At 72.8% G+C, this 18261-nt stretch carries 11 protein-coding genes; 4 read left to right on the top strand and 7 right to left on the bottom strand.

Annotated features, from left to right (window positions below):
• Nucleotides 1-8 precede the first annotated feature (8 nt).
• A complete protein-coding gene (locus ACZ62B_RS26555; RefSeq protein WP_468727656.1) occupies nucleotides 9-818 on the bottom strand; it encodes a M15 family metallopeptidase in 810 nt (269 codons plus the stop codon).
• Nucleotides 819-1206: 388 nt separating this feature from the next.
• On the opposite strand from ACZ62B_RS26555, the gene ACZ62B_RS26550 reads away from it, so the two are divergent.
• Nucleotides 1207-1932: an MIP/aquaporin family protein gene (locus tag ACZ62B_RS26550; RefSeq protein ID WP_344560708.1), complete on the top strand. Its 726-nt coding sequence runs from the start codon at nucleotides 1207-1209 to the stop codon at nucleotides 1930-1932.
• Nucleotides 1933-1965: 33 nt separating this feature from the next.
• Nucleotides 1966-3477, top strand: coding sequence for a glycerol kinase GlpK (gene glpK, locus ACZ62B_RS26545; RefSeq protein ID WP_469692291.1), 1512 nt, complete (start codon nucleotides 1966-1968; stop codon nucleotides 3475-3477).
• An 83-nt stretch (nucleotides 3478-3560) separates the two neighbouring features.
• Here the strand turns inward: glpK and ACZ62B_RS26540 are convergent, their stop codons facing one another.
• The 5 genes from ACZ62B_RS26540 to ACZ62B_RS26520 are packed head-to-tail and all read right to left on the bottom strand — an operon-like array spanning nucleotide 3561 to nucleotide 11681.
• Nucleotides 3561-4166: a GTP-binding protein gene (locus ACZ62B_RS26540; RefSeq protein WP_344560706.1), complete on the bottom strand. Its 606-nt coding sequence runs from the start codon at nucleotides 4164-4166 to the stop codon at nucleotides 3561-3563.
• Nucleotides 4147-7830, bottom strand: a complete 3684-nt coding sequence (locus tag ACZ62B_RS26535; RefSeq protein ID WP_468727664.1) for a hydantoinase B/oxoprolinase family protein — start codon at nucleotides 7828-7830, stop codon at nucleotides 4147-4149. Before ACZ62B_RS26535 ends, ACZ62B_RS26540 begins: the two co-directional genes overlap by 20 nt.
• 24 nt (nucleotides 7831-7854) lie before the next feature.
• Complete coding sequence (locus ACZ62B_RS26530; protein ID WP_468727667.1) at nucleotides 7855-8250, bottom strand: DUF742 domain-containing protein; 396 nt, start codon at nucleotides 8248-8250, stop codon at nucleotides 7855-7857.
• A 9-nt stretch (nucleotides 8251-8259) separates the two neighbouring features.
• Nucleotides 8260-8694 carry a roadblock/LC7 domain-containing protein gene (locus ACZ62B_RS26525; RefSeq protein WP_344560703.1) on the bottom strand — a complete coding sequence of 145 codons (435 nt, stop codon included), beginning with the start codon at nucleotides 8692-8694 and terminating at the stop codon, nucleotides 8260-8262.
• Complete coding sequence (locus ACZ62B_RS26520; RefSeq protein WP_468887846.1) at nucleotides 8691-11681, bottom strand: sensor histidine kinase; 2991 nt, start codon at nucleotides 11679-11681, stop codon at nucleotides 8691-8693. Before ACZ62B_RS26520 ends, ACZ62B_RS26525 begins: the two co-directional genes overlap by 4 nt.
• A 418-nt stretch (nucleotides 11682-12099) precedes the next feature.
• Between ACZ62B_RS26520 and ACZ62B_RS26515 the strand changes: the two genes are divergently transcribed.
• Complete coding sequence (locus tag ACZ62B_RS26515) at nucleotides 12100-12681, top strand: hypothetical protein (protein WP_344560701.1); 582 nt, start codon at nucleotides 12100-12102, stop codon at nucleotides 12679-12681.
• 106 nt (nucleotides 12682-12787) lie between these two features.
• Nucleotides 12788-13585, top strand: coding sequence for an IclR family transcriptional regulator (locus ACZ62B_RS26510; protein ID WP_344560700.1), 798 nt, complete (start codon nucleotides 12788-12790; stop codon nucleotides 13583-13585).
• Between the two features lie 23 nt (nucleotides 13586-13608).
• Here ACZ62B_RS26510 and ACZ62B_RS26505 read toward each other — a convergent pair whose 3' ends face one another.
• Nucleotides 13609-18261, bottom strand: coding sequence for a hypothetical protein (locus ACZ62B_RS26505; RefSeq protein ID WP_469692286.1), 4653 nt, complete (start codon nucleotides 18259-18261; stop codon nucleotides 13609-13611).

Here is an 18261-nt window from a genome sequence, read left to right as displayed (position 1 = left end):
GAGGCCGGTCAGTTGTGGCCGGTGAGTGACCTCCGGGACACCGGGAAGTCGAAGTAGGTGTCCGGGTGGGTCTCCGGCTTGAAGGTGTAGTGCCACCACTCCTCGGCGAGGTTCACGAAGCCGAGGTCCTCCAGGGTGTTCTTGAGGAGCAGCCGGTTGGCGCGTTGTTCGCCCTGGACGCGCGGGTCGAGGGTGTGGCTGAGGGTGTCGAAGCAGTCGTAGCCGGTGCCCATGTCGACGGAGGTGTCGGGGAACCGCTCGTCCTCGGGGGCGAAGCAGGGGGTGAGGGGCTGTCCGGGGTGGTAGGGCCTCGTCGGTTCCGTGGGGAGTTCCACGAGGGTGAGGTCCACGGTGGAGCCACGGCTGTGGCCGGATTTCTCCGCGATGTAGCCGTCGGCGAACAACCGGGTCTTGTCGACGTTCGGGTAGAACTCGGCCTTCATCCTCTGGTCGTCGAGGTCCTCGGCCCAGCGCACGAAGTGGTCCACCGCGCGCTGTGGCCGGTAACAGTCGTACACCTTCAGGGAGTAGCCCTGGCGCAGCAGCTTCCGCTGCGCCGTGTGGAGGGCCTCGGCGGCGGGGCGGGTGAGGATGCACAGCGGCTGCCGGTAGCCGTCGACGGTCTCGCCGACGAAGTTGTGCGGGGTGAAGTAACGGATCTCCTGGATGATCGTCGGGTCCACGTCGTTCAGTGCCACGAAGTCGCGGGGCGCCTTGGGTTCGGGTTTCGCCTGGGCGGTGGCGGAGGCGGCGGTCGCGGCGAGCAGGGCGGCGACGGCGGTGACCAGACCGCGTACCGCGCGGGAGAGTCGTGTCATGTCTCCTGCATCTATCAGGAGTCGGCTCCTCCGGGGAAGGACCCGCCCCCGGCCATCGAGTGCCCGCGCCGCCGCGGAGGTGGCGCTTCCGGCCGGATGGCCGATAACCGTTGCGGTCGGCGACCTTGACGCCCCCTGAGTGCCGGTGAACACTTCCCGGTGTCAGTCGACATCGCCGTACATCTCGGCGTATTCCGGCACGCCACCGCTGGGGCCTCCTGCGGCACGGCCCACTCCCCCACGGGCGATTCGGCTGCGACGGCACGCTCGTCACGGACGCCGGGCGGGGCGCGGATCCTCCCTGCCTCCGGCTGAAGTCGCCATGGGAAACGCACCCTGCACGCGAGGTCCGGGGCGGATCGTCCCGGACCGGGGCCTAGGAGCCGCCATGAGCAACGGAGACATATTCGTCGGAGAGATCATCGGCACCGCGATCCTGATCCTGTTCGGCGCCGGTGTGGTCGCCGCCGTCGTGCTCAACTACTCGAAGGCGAAGGACGCCGGCTGGGTCGTCATCGCGCTGGGCTGGGGCTTCGGCGTGATGGCCGGGGCGTACACCGCCGCCCCGCTGTCGGGAGGGCATCTGAACCCGGCGGTCACCCTCGGGATCGCCGTCGACACCGGGGAATGGGAGCACGTCCACGTCTACGTCGCCGGGCAGATGGTCGGCGCGATGCTGGGCGCCGTGCTGTGCTGGCTGGTCTACTACGCGCAGTTCCAGGCCAACGCCGAGGAGGACATCGCCCAGCCGACGCTCGGGATCTTCTCCACGGCCCCCGCGATCCGCAACCCCGTCGCCAATCTCGTCACCGAGATCATCGCGACCATGGGCCTGGTGCTGCCGATCCTGGCGTTCGGGCTCACCAAGGGGCTCGGCGAGTCGGGCACGGCGATCCTGATCGTCTCGTTCCTGGTGGTCGGCATCGGCCTGTCGCTCGGCGGTCCCACCGGGTACGCCATCAACCCGGCCCGTGACCTCGGGCCGCGCGTCGTGCACGCGCTGCTCCCGATTCCCAACAAGGGCACCTCGGACTGGGGCTACGCGTGGGTTCCGATCGTGGGACCGCTCATCGGCGGGGCGCTGTCCGGGCTGGTCTTCAAAGCAGCGTTCTGAACGAACCTCCGCACGTACGACGAAGGGGACGTCATGACGGACAAGTTCGTCGCCGCGATCGACCAGGGCACCACCTCCAGCCGGTGCATCGTCTTCGACCGGCACGGCGCGATCGTCGCCGTCGACCAGCGCGAGCACCGGCAGATCTTCCCGAGGCCGGGCTGGGTGGAGCACGACGCCACCGAGATCTGGTCCAAGGTGCAGGCCGTGGTCGCCGGGGCGCTCGCCAAGGCCGGTCTGCGCGCCGAGCAGTTGAGCGCGCTCGGCATCACCAACCAGCGGGAGACGACGGTCCTGTGGGACCGGGCCACGGGCAAGCCCGTGCACAACGCGATCGTGTGGCAGGACACGCGGACCGCCGCGCTCTGCGACCGGCTCGGCGGTCCGGACGGGCAGGACCGTTTCCGCGAACGGACCGGGCTGCCGCTGGCCAGCTACTTCTCCGGGCCGAAGGCGGCCTGGCTGCTCGACAACGTGCCCGGGCTCAGGGCCCGCGCGGAGAACGGTGAGATCGCGTTCGGCACCATCGACTCCTGGCTGATCTGGAACCTCACCGGCGGCACCGACGGCGGACGGCACGTCACCGATGTGACCAACGCCGGGCGGACCATGCTGATGAACCTGGAGACGCTGCAGTGGGACGCGTCCGTCCTCGCCGCGATGGACCTGCCCGAGGCGATGCTGCCGGAGATCAGGTCCTCCGCCGAGGTCTACGGCACCGCCGTGGGCCGGCTCTCCGGCGTACCCGTCGCGTCCGCGCTGGGCGACCAGCAGGCGGCGGTCTTCGGGCAGGCCTGTTACGACGTGGGCTCGGCGAAGAACACCTACGGCACGGGCAGCTTCCTGCTGCTCAACACCGGCAGCCGGCCGGTGCCGTCGAAGAGCGGGCTGCTCACGACGGTGGGCTACAAGATCGGCGACGAGGCGCCCGTCTACTGTCTGGAGGGGTCGATCGCCATCACGGGCGCGCTGGTGCAGTGGTTCCGCGACCAGCTCGGCATCATCCGCACCGCCGACGAGATCGAGCCGCTGGCGGCGAGCGTGGAGGACAACGGCGGCGCCTACATCGTGCCCGCGTTCTCCGGCCTCTTCGCGCCGTACTGGCGCTCCGACGCGCGCGGTGTGGTCACGGGGCTCACCCGCTACGTGACGAAGGCGCATCTCGCGCGTGCGGTGCTCGAGGCGACGAGCTGGCAGACGCGCGAGGTCGTGGACGCCATGTACCAGGACTCCGGGGTGCGGATCACCACCCTGAAGGTCGACGGAGGCATGACGAAGAACAACCTGCTGATGCAGCACCAGGCGGATGTGCTCGGCGTGCCGGTGATCCGGCCCAGGGTCTCCGAGACGACCTGCCTGGGCGCCGCCTACGCGGCGGGGCTCGCCACGGGCGTGTGGAACGGCCTGGACGAGCTGAAGTCGCACTGGCGGAAGGACGCCGAGTGGACGCCGGCCATGGAGGCGCCGGTGCGGGACCGGGAGTACCGCAACTGGCGCAAGGCGGTGGAGAAGAGTTTCGGCTGGATGGAGGAGGGTGACGGCTGACCACGCGCGCGTGGCCCGTCGTTCTCCGCGCCGCGGTCCGTACTCCGGTCGGCGGGAGTACGGGCCGCGGGCCTGCCGGCGTGTCAGGTGGTGACCGTCTGGCGTCGCTGTGCGGCCTGGGCCATGGCGTGCTGGACGACGCCTATGAGGGTCTCCTTGACCGACTCGCGGTCCCGCGCGTCGCACATCAGCAGCGGTACGTGGTCGTCGAGGTCGAGGGCGCGGCGGACGTCCTCGGCCGGGTAACGGGCGGCTCCTTCGAAGCAGTTGACGCCGACGAGGAACGGGATGGCGCGCCGCTCGAAGTAGTCGATGGCCGCGAAGCAGTCCTCCAGGCGCCGGGTGTCGGCGAGGACGACGGCTCCGAGGGCGCCCTCGGACAGCTCGTCCCACATGAACCAGAACCGCTCCTGGCCGGGTGTGCCGAAGAGGTACAGCACCAGGTCCTCGCGGAGCGTGATGCGGCCGAAGTCCATGGCCACGGTGGTGGTGTTCTTCGCTTCCACACCGGAGGTGTCGTCGACCGGGCGCCCTGCCTCGGTGAGGAGTTCCTCGGTGCGCAGCGGCCTGATCTCGCTGACCGCGCCGACGAGCGTGGTCTTGCCCACGCCGAAGCCGCCGGCCACCAGGATCTTGAGCGTGACGGGCTCGACCGGGGGCTTGCCGCGCTCAGAACGCCCGAAGATCATCGATCTCTTCTCCTGCTTGATGGGGTTCGGGCGGCGGGCCGTATCCCCCGCCGCCGGGGGTTTCGATGACGAGTACGTCGTCGGCGCCGACGTCCGCCGAGTCGCTGCCGGCGAGCCGGGTGACCGTGCCGTCGGCTCGTTCGATCCGGTTGGCACCCGGTGCGCCGGGGTCGCCGCCGGCCATGCCGTACGGGGGCACCCTGCGGTGCTGGGACAGTGTGGAGACGGTCATCGGCTCCAGGAAGCGGATCCGGCGCACGGCTCCGTCCCCGCCGTGCCACCGTCCGGCGCCGCCGCTGCCGCGGCGCACCGCGAACTCCTCGAGGCGGACGGGAAGCCGCCACTCCAGGATCTCGGGGTCGGTGAGCCGGGAGTTGGTCATGTGGGTCTGTACGACGGAGGCGCCGGGGAAGCCGTCTCCGGCGCCCGAGCCGGAGGCGACGGTTTCGTAGTACTGGTGGCGGGCGTTGCCGAAGGTGACGTTGTTCATGGTGCCGGAGCCCTCCGCCTGGACGCCGAGGGCCGCGTAGAGGGCTCCGGTGATGGCCTGGGAGGTCTCCACGTTGCCCGCGACGACGGCGGCCGGCGGCTCGGGAGCCAGCATGGAGCCCGCCGGCACGACGATGTCCAGCGGGCGCAGACAGCCGTCGTTGAGCGGGATGTCGTCGGCGACCAGGGTGCGGAAGACGTACAGGACGGCCGCGTTGACGACCGAGAAGGGAGCGTTGAAGTTGGTGGACAGCTGGGCGGAGGTGCCGGTGAAGTCGATGGTCGCGCGGCGGTTCCCGCGGTCCACTCGGACGCGTACGCGGATGACGGCGCCCGAGTCGGTCTCGTAGGCGTACGCGCCGTCGTCGAGGGCGTCGACGACGCGGCGCACCGCCTCCTCGGCGTTGTCCTGGACGTGCTTCATGTAGGCCTGGACGACGTCGAGGCCGAAGTCTTCGATCATGCGGCCGACCTCGTCGACGCCCTTGTGGTTGGCGGCGATCTGGGCGCGCAGGTCGGCGAGGTTGGTCCTCGGGTTGCGGGAGGGGTGGGGGGCCTCGGTGAGGAGGCGGAGGGTCTCCTCCTCGCGGAAGCGGCCGTTCTCGGTGAGCAGCCAGTTGTCGAAGAGGACGCCCTCCTCGTCGATGGTGCGGCTGTCGGCCGGCATGGAGCCCGGGGCGATGCCGCCGATCTCGGCGTGGTGGCCGCGTGAGGCGACGTAGAAGAGGACCTTCCGGTCACTCTCCGTGCCGTCGGTGGGCCCGGTGCCGAAGACCGGGGTGATGACGGTGACGTCGGGCAGGTGGGTGCCGCCGTGGTACGGGTCGTTGACGGCATAGGTGTCGCCGGGGCGCATGGCCGGGCCGCGCCGCCGGATGACCTCCTTGACGCTCGTGCCCATCGAGCCCAGGTGGACGGGGATGTGCGGGGCGTTGGCCACCAGGTTTCCGTCGGGGTCGAAGAGGGCGCAGGAGAAGTCCAGGCGTTCCTTGATGTTGACGGACTGGGCGGTGGACTCGAGGCGGGCGCCCATCTGTTCGGCGATGGACATGAAGAGGTTGTTGAAGACCTCGAGCAGCACCGGGTCGGCTTCCGTGTCCGCTTCGGAACTCTGCGTGACCGCGACGCGTTCCATGACCAGATGCCCGTCGTCGGTCGCCGCGGCCCGCCAGCCGTCGTCGACGACGGTCGTCGCGCCGGACTCGGTGATGACCGCGGGTCCGGTGACGGTTTCGCCGGGGGGAAGGCCCTCGCGGCGGTGGAGGGGTACGTCGCGCCAGGTGCCGCCGGTGTGGAGGCGGACGGTCCGTGGGGTTTCGGCGCGGTGCCCGGGGGTGCCTTCGTAGGGAGCGAGGGCGGAGAGATCGGGGGGTTCGGTGATGCCTGTGGCTTCGACGGAGAGTGCTTCGACGACGATCGGGCGGTCGAGCGTGAAGGAGTACGTGGCGCGATGACGTTCTTCGAAGGTGTGCCGCATCGTGCCGGGCTCGGTCAGTTCGACGGTGAGGGTGGTGTCGGTGCCGTCGTAGCGGAGCTGGGCGCGGCGGGTGACCTCGATCCGTTCCTCGGGGACGTCCTCGGCGAGGAGTTCCGCGCGGGCCGCCGCCTCCAGGTCGTCGGCGGTCCTGTGGACGCGGGGCATGGAGGACGGTTCCAGGGGGGCCTCGACGGAGCGTTCCCGCATGGCCGTGGTGTCGGCGAGGCCGATGCCGAGCGCGGACAGGACGCCGGCCATGGGCGGGACGAGGACGGTGCGGATGCCGAGGGAGTCGGCGACCATGCACGCGTGCTGTCCGCCCGCCCCGCCGAAGGTGGTGAGGGCGTACCGGGTGATGTCGTGGCCCTTTTGCACGGAGATCCGCTTCACCGCGCCGGCGATGTTGGCGACGGCGATCCGCAGGTAGCCCTCGGCGACCTGCTCGGGGGTGCGGTCGTCGCCGGTCTGCTCGTGGATCTCGCGGGTGAGGTCCGTGAAGCGGTCGCGGACGAGCGCGGCGTCGAGGGGCTGGTCCCCGTCCGGGCCGAACACCGTGGGGAAGTGGGCGGGCTGGATACGGCCGAGCATGACGTTGGCGTCGGTGACCGTGAGCGGACCGCCGCGCCGGTAGCAGGCGGGGCCCGGGTCCGCGCCCGCCGAGTCCGGCCCCACGCGGTAGCGGGAGCCGTCGAAGTGGAGGACCGAGCCGCCGCCGGCGGCGACGGTGTGGATGTCCAGCATGGGTGCGCGCAGCCGGACTCCGGCGATCTGTGTGGTGAAGACGCGTTCGTACTCGCCCGCGAAGTGCGAGACGTCGGTGGAGGTGCCGCCCATGTCGAAGCCGATGACGCGGTCGAAGCCGGCGAGCTGCGACATGCGGGCCATGCCGACGATGCCGCCGGCCGGTCCGGACAGGACGGCGTCCTTGCCGCGGAACTGGCCGGCTTCGGCGAGACCGCCGTTGGACTGCATGAACATCAGCCGTACGCCCTCGAGTTCGTCGGCGACATGGCGGACGTAGCGGCGCAGCACGGGCGAGAGGTAGGCGTCGACGACGGCGGTGTCGCCGCGCGGGACGAGCTTCATCAGGGGACTGACCTCGCTGGACAGCGAGATCTGCGGGAAGCCGATGCGGGCGGCGAGTTCCCCGACCGCTTGTTCGTGGGCGGGGTGGAGATGGCTGTGCACACAGACCACGGCGACGGCCCGGATGCCGTCCTCGTACGCCTGTCGCAGCGGTCCGGTGAGGGCGTCCAGGTCGGGGGCGCGCAGGACGGTGCCGTCGGCGGCGATGCGTTCGTCCACCTCGACGACCCGTTCGTGCAGCGGTTCGGGCAGGTCGATACGGCGGGCGAAGATGTGCGGGCGGTTCTGGTAGGCGATGCGCAGCGCGTCGCGGAAGCCGCGGGTGACGACCAGCAGGGTCCGTTCGCCCTTGCGTTCGAGGAGGGCGTTGGTGGCGACGGTGGTCCCCATGCGTACGGCGTCGACGGGGTCGTCGGATCCGGCCAGCAGTTCGCGGACGCCCACGACCGCCGCGTCGGTGCCGCGTGTCCCCCGGCTCCCGCGGTGCCGGGGTTGTTCCGGAGCCGGGTTGTCGGACAGCACCTTGTGCGTCAGCAGCCGGCCGTCGGGGCGCCTCGCGACGATGTCGGTGAAGGTGCCGCCTCGGTCGACCCAGAACTGCCAGCCTGTCACGTCAGTATCCCGCTTCCGCGCCGGTCACAGCGCCCGGAGGCCGTTGATCACGTCGCGCAGAATACTCTCGTCCGGCAGCTCGGCCGGGGGTACCGGCCGGTTCACATGGACCAATTCCGATTCCACGAGGTCTCCGACGAGGACCCGGACCACTCCGATCGGCAGATCGAGTTCGGCGGAGAGTTCGGCGACCGTCTGCGAGGTGCCGCGGCACAGTTCGACGATGTCCACGTGTTCCGGGGAGAGCGTGGGATCGTCCTCCGGATCGTCCGCGTGCGGCTCCGTGACGACCACCGCGATCAGGTCGAGGCGGTGCTGGGCCGCACTGGTGGTGCGGCCCCGCGTCATGGCGTACGGGCGGACGACCGGTCCGGCCTCGTCGTCGAACCAGTGGCTCCTGCCCTGCCCGTCAGCGCTCATGTCATCCCACTACCCGCCCGAGGGCAGATCGGTGCGCGGGGCGGCCCCCAGATGCACACCGACCCGCTTCACGAGGAGCGTCATCTCGTAGGCGACCTGTCCGACGTCCGAGTCGGCGTCCGCGAGGACGGCGAGGCAGCTGCCGTCGCCGGCGGCGGTGACGAAGAGGAACGCCTCGTCGAGTTCGACGACGGTCTGCCGGACGTCGCCTGCCTCGAAGTGGCGGCCCACGCCCTTGGCGAGGCTGTGGAAGCCGGAGGCGACGGCGGCCAGGTGCTCGCTGTCCTCCCGGGTGAGGTCCTTCGACGCGCCCGTGGGCAGGCCGTCGCCGGAGAGCACGATCGCCTTGCGGATGCTGGCGACGCGCTCCACCAGGTCGTCGAGGAGCCAGTTCAGCTCCCCCTTGTCGGTCGTGGTGTGGCCGGTGGCCCTCGGTGCGGTCATCGACCGTCCCCCTTGTTCGTTCGTCGTGGTGCTGTGCCGCTGTCGGCTTCGTCGCCGGCGGCGTTCTCCTCGCGGCCGCGCTGCCAGCCGCGCTGGAGCGAGGCCATGCGGCTGCGGACTTCGTCGGCATCCCGTTCAACGGGCCGGGCCTTTTCCTCGTTCCGAGGTTCGGCACTGCGCTTGAGCTGCGGGGCGAGGCTGGCCTGCCGTACGCGCCGGGGCAGCGATCCGCCGTCGGGTCGTACGGCGTCGGTGCCCGTGTCTCCCGCGGCCGGCGAGGAGTCGTCGGGGCCGCTCGCCGCGGCGGCGGGGCGGCGGGCGCGCTGGGGAAGGCCGGGAGGCGCCGGGCGGTCGTCGCGCACGGGGCCGGAGGGCGCCGGAGCGTCGCTCCGGTCCCCGGTTACGGTCCTGGGGCGGGAGGAGTCGGGGCCCCTTCGGCGGGCGGGCAACGGAGGCAGTGACTCCGCGTCCGGTTGTTCACGCTCGGCCTCGGAGGAGAGCCGTTCCGTGCGGCGGCGTGCGGGGAGCGGGGACAGCGCCTCCGCACCCGGGCGGCCGGGGCCCCGGCGCCCCGTGGGGTCCTCACCGCGGCGGCGGGCGGGCAGCGGAGACGCCGCCTCCAGCTCGGGCCGGGCGGGCGCGATGGGCGTGCCCTCCTCGTCCGTGCGTTCCGCACGGGCACGCGCCTCACGGACCGGGCGCCCGTGGGAGCTGACCAGCTTGGGTGCTCCCCTGCGGGGCAGCGGGACCGGGGCGCTCCGGTCGTCCCCGCCCGGGTCCGCGCCCTCGGGTGTGTCGGGGGTCTGCTGATGGTGTTCGCGGCCGGGCCGCTCCTCCTGGGTGCCGGTGGGAGAGCGGCGGGGGCGGAAGAGACCGCCGCGCCGGCTGTCCTCGTCGCCCAGGGCGCCGGGGAAGCCGTCGAGCGCGTCCAGGTCGACGGGGGCCTCCAGTTCGACCGGTCCGTCCAGCAGCGAGGCGGGGAGCCGGGGCAGCTGTACGGGCACCTGGGAGAGGGCGGCGCGGCGGCTCTCCTCCGGTTCGCGGTCCGTGGAGCGCCGGGGGCGGTCGAGGCGGAAGCCGACGCCGTTGGTGTCCGGGACGTCGTCCGTCAGCAGCGCGTCGGGGATGAAGACGACCGCTGTGGTGCCGCCGTACGGGGAGGGCTGGAGGGAGACCCGGACGTTCTGGCGCTGGGCGAGGCGGCTGACCACGAACAGTCCGAGCCGGTCGGTGTCGGAGAGTTCGAACTCGGGGGTCTCGGCGAGTCTGAGGTTGGCGTCCAGGAGGGCGTCGGCCGCCATGCCGAGCCCGCGGTCGTGGATCTCCAGGGTGAAGCCGTTGGCCACGCGCTCGCCGAGGACCTGGACGGCGGTGTGCGGCGGGGAGAACACCGTGGCGTTCTCCAGCAGTTCGGCCACGAGATGGGTGAGGTCGGCGACGGCCGGGCCGGTGACGGCGACCCTCGGCAGCCGGCGGACCTCGATGCGTTCGTAGTCCTCGACCTCGGCGACGGAGGCGCGTACGACGTCCATGAGCTGGACGGGTTTGCGCCACTGCCGGGAGGGGGCGGCGCCGGAGAGGATCACCAGGCCCTCGGCGTGCCGGCGCATGCGGGTGGTGAGGTGGTCCAGCCGGAACAGGTCGGCGAGTTCCTCGGTGTCCTCGGTCCGGCGTTCCATGGCGTCCAGCAGGGTGAGCTGCTTGTGCAGCAGGACCTGGCTGCGGCGGGCGAGGTTGACGAACACCTCGGAGACACCGGCGCGCAGTTCGGCCTGCTTGACGGCGGCCTCCACGGCGGCGCGCTGGAGGGTGTTGAGGGCCTGGCCGACCTCTCCCATCTCGTTCTTGTCGTACTCCAGGCGCGGGACCTCGGTCTCGACGTCGACCTGTTCGCCCGCCGAGAGGCGGCGCATCACGCTGGGCAGCCGCACACCGGACGCCTCGTGGGCCTCCAGGCGCAGCTTCCGGAGGTCCCGGACGAGTCCGCGGCCCACGCGCACGGAGAGGACGAGGGAGACCAGGAGGGCGACCAGTCCGAGGACACCGGCGATGACGGCCTGGGCGATGACGCCCATGGCGACGGGGCGGACGCGGTCCTGGTAGCGGTCGGCGGCCTGGTCGTTGAGGGTGCCGAGTTCGGAGAGCACATTGCCGGCGGCGATGTCCCAGCTCTTGGCCGTGACGCCGCGGGGCTCCCCGGTGCCGGAGGAGACGGCCGCCTCTTCGCCGACGCGCAGCGGGGCGGACGCGGCGTTCTTCCAGAAGGTCTCGTAGCGGTCGCGCTCGGACGCGGGCAGCTGCGGCAGACCGGCGTCGTACATCAGGGTGCGCTGGGCCACGAGGTCGGAGATGTCCCGCACTTCGGCACGGGACAGTTCGCCGACGATCAGGGCGGAGCCGAGCAGGGCGTCCTCGCGGGAGAGCAGTTCGCGGGCGCGGGCGAGACTGACCAGGGCGCGGTACTGCTTGTCGAGCTCGACGTCCTCGACCACGTGCAGATTGGCCAGCAGGATGTAGCACGGGTCGATCAGCCGGTTGTAGAGGTCGAGGGCCTGGGAGCGGTTGACGGTGCCGTCCTCGACGCTGCGGCGCAGGGACTCGATGCCCTCGAAGGAGTCCAGTACCGCGCCCAGTTCGTCGGAGTCTCCGTGCATGGCCTCGCGCACATCGGCGTCCGTCGCGCTCCTGCGGACGCCGGCGACCGCGTCGTCGGTGGCGGAGCGGCTGCGCCGGAGTGCGGCGAGGCCGTCGGAGGCGCGGGGGTCGGCGAGGTAGACGAGGGTCTGCCGGCGCTCCTGCTGGAGGACGCGGACGGTGTCCTCGACGGGGTAGCCGACCTCCTCCATCACCGACGACACGTCGAAGAGATGGCTTGCCTCGCGGCTCGTGAGCACCGTGGTGAAGGCCCAGATCGTCGTCAGGGACAACAGCGGCACGAGAAGCAGCGCCACGATCTTCCGGCGGATGGACTTCCCGCGAAAGCGCATGGCCTCCCCCAGCTCGGCCCCCGACCGGCCGGGGGTACACATGTGCGTCAACAAACGGCGCGAGCCTACTACCGCGCCGGGGTGAACTCGAAGAGCCGTCCGGAAGCTGTAGTTCCGTACCTGGGGCGGGAGATGGGGAGTTGTCCGGGCATTGCGGGAGATTGCCTCCCGGAATCGGGGGCACCTTCCCGGCACCGGCCTCCGGGACGGGAGAGGACGGTTGGCCGGTTTCTTTCCAGGCCGGGAATCTTCACGACGCGCCGTTCGTCCTTCTCTGTGGGAAATGGGGGCGGAATCGGCCACAAGAGCCGTGTCCCGCACCTGGGCGGCGTAGAACGGCGCAAGCCGGGCAGCCACTGGAGAACCGGGTCTTCGGACACGAGTGAGTGGTCTGCTGGCGGTGGGGAGTGACACGTTGATGGGCACGGCGGAGCGGCGCGAGGCGCCCGAGGAGGGCGCGGCGGCGCAGGTGACGACGCGGTCGGATGCCGGGGCGCCCGGACCCGGCGCAGCCGCGTCCGGGCGCGGGACGGCCGGCGGACACGGCGCCGCGGCGCGGGAGGGCACGGGGAGCACCGGCGAGCCCGGCGGCTTCAGCGGGAAGGCCTCCTACCGGCCGCTGTGGGTCGAGGAGCCGGCCCGGCGGCGCCGGTTGCCGGACCCGGTACGGACGGCGGCCGTGCGGGCGGTGCTCATCATCTCGGTGACGCTGATTCAGGCCATGGTGGCCTTCCTGTGCACGCTGGCCGAGTCCTGGCTGGCGTTCCCCATGGTCATCAGCAGTGTCGTCAGTACGATCCTGGCGACCTGGGCGGTCCTGGACGTCTGGGTGACCCGCCAGGTCTGGAACCAGCGCAATGGTGTGGTGTCCGCGCCCAGCAGCACCGCGCGGGCCCTGCGGCGCGAGCGGCGCCGCGCCCGCCGTCAGCAGCGGGCCGCCCAGCGGGCGCAGGCTCGAATACGCCGGCGGGGCGGAGCCGGGCAGCTCTCGCACCCCTGAGACCGCTCGCTCGCCGGGACGCGGGCCCTCGGTACGCTGAAGTCGCGCATGGCGCGCCGACAGGCGTGCTGCGCAACGGTTACCGACGGATGGTGAGAGCCGAGCCATGACCGGCGAGCGGAAACAGCCCGGGGGGAACGGGAGGGGCACGACGAGTGCCGTGCAGTCGGTGGACCGTGCGGTGAGCGTGCTGGAGATCCTGGCCCGGCACGGCGAGGCGGGTGTCACGGAGATCGCCGGCGAACTGGGCGTGCACAAGTCCACGGCCTTCCGGCTGCTCGGTGTCCTGGAGAACCGCGGTCTGGTGGCCCAGACCAAGGACCGCGGCAAGTACCACCTGGGTGCCGGTGTGCTGCGCCTCGCGGGGGCGGCCGCCGTGCGGCTGGACATCTCGCAGGAGGGCGTCCCGGTCTGCCGGGACCTCGCCGACGAGCTGGGCGAGACGGTGAACATAGCGGTGCTGGACGACGACGCCGCCGTCAACATCATGCAGGCCCGGGGCACGGCGTCGGTCACCGCGCAGAACTGGCTCGGCAGACGCACCCCGCTGCACGCCACCGCCGGCGGCAAGGTGTTCCTGGCCCACCTGCCACCCGCCGTTCGTGAGGGCCACCTCGCCCGCCCGCTGCGCCGGTTCACGGAGCGGACGATCACCGAGGCGTCGGAGCTGCGCGGTGAGCTGGAGACGGTGGTCGAGCGGGGGTACGGCGCCACGCTGGAGGAGCTGGAGCTGGGACTCGCGGCCGTCGCTGCGCCGGTCCGCTCGCACGACGGCACGGTGATGGCGGCGATCAGTGTCTCGGGGCCGGTGTACCGGCTGCGTGCGGACCGGCTGCCCGGGTTGGGCAGCCGGACGGCGACGGCGGCGGCCGAGCTGTCCCGGCGCATGGGCTACGGCTTCTGAGCCGCGTCCGGGGCACCGCCTGATCAGCCGCTCGCCGCCGCGGGCCGCTTGAACATGCGGGTCGCCGTGATCTCGCTGTGCGCCTCCTCGGCCGGGTCCTGCTGCGGGAGCCCCGGCCTGAGGTGTTCCTCCACGCTGATGTACTTCAGGCCGGCCCGTAGGTCGGCGTCGTTGCGCAGCCGGATCACCAGCGGGAACTCCGCGAGCGCCGTGGTGTCGAACAGACCGGTGGTGTACAGGAGCTGGACACCGAGCGCGTCGGAGACCGCGCGCTGGAGCTCCAGGAGGTAGGTGGCGTTGGCGCGGCCGATGGGGTTGTCCAGGAACAGCGTGCCTGCGTGGCGGTGCTTGTCCCGGCCGCGGTCGTTGGAGCGCAGGGCGGCCATCGTGCAGTACAGGGCGATGGCCGCGGTGAGCAACTGGCCGCCGGAGAACACGTCGCCCATCTGGCCGACGGGGACGCGTTCGGCCCGCAGTACCGCGTCGGGCTTGAGGATCTCGACGGCGACGCCCTTGGGCTGGAGGGCGGCGGCGACCCCGCGCAGCAGCAGGGACATGCCGTCGCGCCGCAGGTCGGAGTTCTTCCTGACGGCCGCCCGGGTCGCCTCGTCGACGACCTCGCCGAGCCGCTCGGTGAGGGTGGCCTGGTCGGGTTCCTCGAAACGGATGCGCAGGAACTCCTGTCCGGACCACTCGCCGAGGCCTTCCGGCAGCCGGGACAGCCGCTGGGCGGAGCGGAGGGTGGCGAGGGCGGACTCGACCAGGCCCCGCAGCCGGTCCACGATCGAGTCGCGGTTGCGCTCCAGCTGTTCCAGCTCGTCGGTGAGGACCCGCAGCCGGGGTGCGAAGGCGTCCGCCCACTTCTGGGCGTGCTCGGGCAGCGCGGATGCGGGCAGTTCGCGGATCTGCTGGCGCGCGGGCGTGCGGACCTGCTCGTAGCGCGTGGAGTTGGCGTGCCGGACGAGGACGTCGCTCGCCTCGCGCACGGCGGACTCGGCGGCGGACAGGTCGGCGGCGCAGCCGCGCAGCGAGCGGCGGGACTCGGCGGCGGACTGCCGGGCCTCGTCCAGGCTTCCCGGGTAGGGCTCGGGCTGCTCCTGCTCCTCCTCGGGGGTGTGTTCGCGCAGCAGGTCGCGGAGCATGGCGGCGATCTCGTCGAAGCCGCCGGCCGCGTCCTCGGCGGCGCGGTGCGCGTCGAGGAGTTCGGCGTGGGCCTCCCGGGCCTGGCTCAGGGCCTCGCTGCGGGAGGCGAGTTCGGTGGTGGCGGTGCGCAGGAGGGACTGCGCGTGCTCGGCGTCGCGCGGCACCAGCTCCTCGGGGAGCACGGTGTGCGCCTCGCCGTCCTCGGGCGCGAGCCGTTCGGCCTCGCCGCGCAGCCGTCCGAGCTGCTCGCTCGCACTGGACATGCGGGTCTCCAGGAGCTGCACCAGCTCCTCGGCGCGGGCGGCGGCGGCCTGCCGGCTGGGCCCGTCGGAGCCGTCGGGCGACTGGAGCAGCTGCTCGGCGCGGGTGCGGACCTTGTTGCTGAGCCGGTCCAGTTCGGCGCGGGCGGCGCTCTCGTCGCTCTCCGCGCGGGCCTGCTCGGCGCGCAGGTCGGCGCCGACGCCGACCTTCTCGTACACCTGGGACGCGGCGCGGTAGGCCTCCCGCAGGGCGGGCAGGGAGGCCTGCGGCGCTCCGGTGCCGTCCTCGGGCACGTCGTCGGGGGCGCCCGCGATCTCGGAGCGCTCGGCGCGCAGCGCACGGGCGGTGCGCCGGGCGTCGTCGGCGGCCCGCTGGGCGCCGCGCCGGTCCTCGTCGGCGGCGCGCGCCCGTTCCAGGCAGGTCTGGGCGCGGGCCTCCGCCTCGGCCGCGTCGTCGGCGAGTTCGCGCAGCTTGACCTGCCAGCCGGCCCGTTCGCGCAGCCGGAAGGCGAGTCCGGCGAGGGCGTCGGCCGCGCGCCGGGCCTTCTGCGCGGCTTCCTGCCGCTCGTCACGGACGCCGACGGCCTCGGCGGCGGTCTCCTCGGCCTCGGCCCGCACGGTGCGCGCCTCGGCCAGCTCGGCCTCGGACTCCTCGGCGAACGCCCGTGCCTCGTGGGCCGTACCGGCCAGCTCCGTGAGCCGTCCGGCGGGGCAGCCGGTGCGCCAGGAGGCGAGCCGCGCGGCCAGCTCCCGGTCCTTGCCGAGCCGGGCGGCGAGCGTGCGGATCTCCTCGTCCCGCTCGGTCGCCCGCGCGCGCAGGGTCTGCCGTTCCTCGTCGGCGGCGTGCTCGTCGTGCATGGCCGGGTTCGGCGGTACGAGGAAGACGTCCCCGGTGTCCGTGCCCGGCGCGGGGGTGGGGGCGAGCAGGGCGGCGGCGGTACCGACGGCGACGGCGGACCGGGGCAGCAGGGCGGCGTCGCTCAGCGCCTCACGGGCGCGGAGGTGGGAGTCGGGATCGGTGATGACGACGCCGTCGACCAGCTCGGGGCGGGCGGCGAGCACGCGCGCGTGGTCGGCCGGGTCGACGGCCTGGGCGAGGTAGCGCCACCCCGGGAGTGCCGGGATGCCGTGCTCGCCGAGGAACTCGACCGTCGCCAGCACGTCCGGGCCGGGCGGCAGCAGCCCGCCGTCGCCGAGGGCGCCGAGGATGCGGGCGTCGTCCGCGGCGGCGGTCCGCAGGTCGAACAGCTGCCGCTCGGCGGAGGAGACGGCGTCGTCGAGCAGTTCGCGCAGCTCGTCGGCGAAGCGGTCGAGCTCCTCGGCGGTCAGGGCGCCCTCGCCGGGGGACGACCCGGCGTCGGGATCGCCCGCCGCGCGGTCGGCGTCCGTGCGCCGGCCCGGCACGTTCGCCCGCTGCCCGCCGGTGGTTCCCGGCAGGCTCAGCAGTTCCGCCAGCCGTTGCTCGGCGGCGAGGGCCTCGGCCGTGCGGCGCTCGCCCTCGTGGGCGCGCTCGGCCGCCGTGGCCGCGTCCGCCGCGCGGGCCGCGGTGAGTTCCGCGCGGCTCTCGGCGGCGGCCGCCTCCCGCGCGTGCTCGGTGGCCCGGCGGGCCGTCTCGCGGGCGGCGTCCCAGGCGGCGACCGCCGTCTTCTCGGCGTCACTGGCCGCGAGGGCGGCCCTGGCGGGGTCGGCGTCGGGGGCGCTGTCGTCGAGCCAGCCGGCCCGTACGGCCTCGGCGGTCTCCTGCTCGACCTCGGTGAGCCGCTGCCGCAGGTGCCCGACCTCGCTGCGGGCCCGCTGTGCCTCGGTGGCTGCGGCGGTGGAGTCGCGGTAGGCGCCGTCGCTGACCTCCTGGAGGGCTGCGGAGCGCTCCTCCTCCTCGTTGGCGAGGTCCTCGGCGTTCCGCGCGGCCGCGTGCAGGGCGCGTACCAGGTCGACGGCGGCCTTGGCGCGCGCGGCCAGCGCGGGGGCCGCGTCCCGCTCGGCCTCCTGGATCGCGGCGGAGACACGGGCGACGCGGTCGGCGGCGGCGCGGTGGCGCAGTACGGCCTCGGCGGCCTGCCAGGCCGAGTACAGGGTGCGCGCGTCGGCGAGTTCGCGTTTCTGGGCGGCGGCGGACTTCTCGGCGGCGGCGAGCGCCAGGGAGGCGTGCCGGTAGGCGAGTTCGGCGGAGATCAGCGCGCTGTGCTCGCGTGCCGACTCGGCGTGGGTGACGGCGTACGCGGCGGCGGTGACCCGCTGCGCCAGGTCGGCCGCGCGGACGCGTTCCCGGGCGCCGCGCGCGGAGAGCCTGCGGGCCAGGGTGCGGGTGCGGCGCTCGGCGGTGGTGTGGATCTCCCGCGCGCGGGTGCGGGCCTCGGCGGCCTCGACGATCCGGCCGAGCAGGTCGACGGACCCGGCGGTGAAGTCGCGTTCGGCGATCAGTTCGGCGCGCCGGCCCAGCTTGTTGCCGAAGCCGCCGACCAGGTCGGCGAGTCCGTCGGTGTCCCGGGTGTCGGTGACGGCGCGCAGCAGCAGGTCGGTGAAGTCGGAGTCCTTCTTGACCGCGAAGAGGCCGGCGGCCTCGCCCTCGTCGGCGTTCATCTCCCGCTGGTAGCGGAAGAGTTCCGGGTCGAGTCCCAGCTCGCCGAGGTGTTCGGTCCAGCGCTCGTGGATCTCCTCCCAGTGCACCTCCAGGTGCGGGTAGTTCTTGCCGGCCTCCGTGAGGGCGTCCCTGAAGCCCTTCATGGTGCGGCGCCGTCCCCGCGCGCCCGACTGGCCCTCGACGGGCGGCCGTACGGCCGTGGACTCGGCGACGGGGAGGTTGTCCAGGCTGAGACCGGGGCCGGGCCGGAAGGAGTACCAGGCCTCGGCGAACTTCCTGGGGTCGTTGGAGACCTGGCGGCCCCGCCACTCGCTGGCCTTGCCGACGACGACGCACTCGCCGGTCTGCACGTGCTGCCACTCCAGCGCCACATGGCCGCAGTCGTCGGCGAGCAGGAACTTGCGCAGCACACCGGAGCTGGCGCCGCCGAGGGTGTTGCGGTGGCCCGGGAGCATCACGGAGAAGATCAGCTTCAGCAGGACCGACTTGCCGCCGCCGTTCTCCAGGAAGAGCACCCCGGCGGGCGCCGGCCGGCGCGGCGGGCCGACGGGCTCCTCCTGGAAGAACTCCGCCTGCCTCGGCGCGGGGTCGGGCACGGCCCCGCCGACACCGCGCAGGTCGAGCACGGTGTCGGCGTAGCGCGCACCGGCCGGCCCGATGGAGTAGAGGCGGACCCGGGACAGCTCGTACAT

It is taken from the genome of Streptomyces sp. NPDC053426, from assembly GCF_055585405.1.
This window is presented reverse-complemented; position numbering and strand designations above follow the sequence as displayed.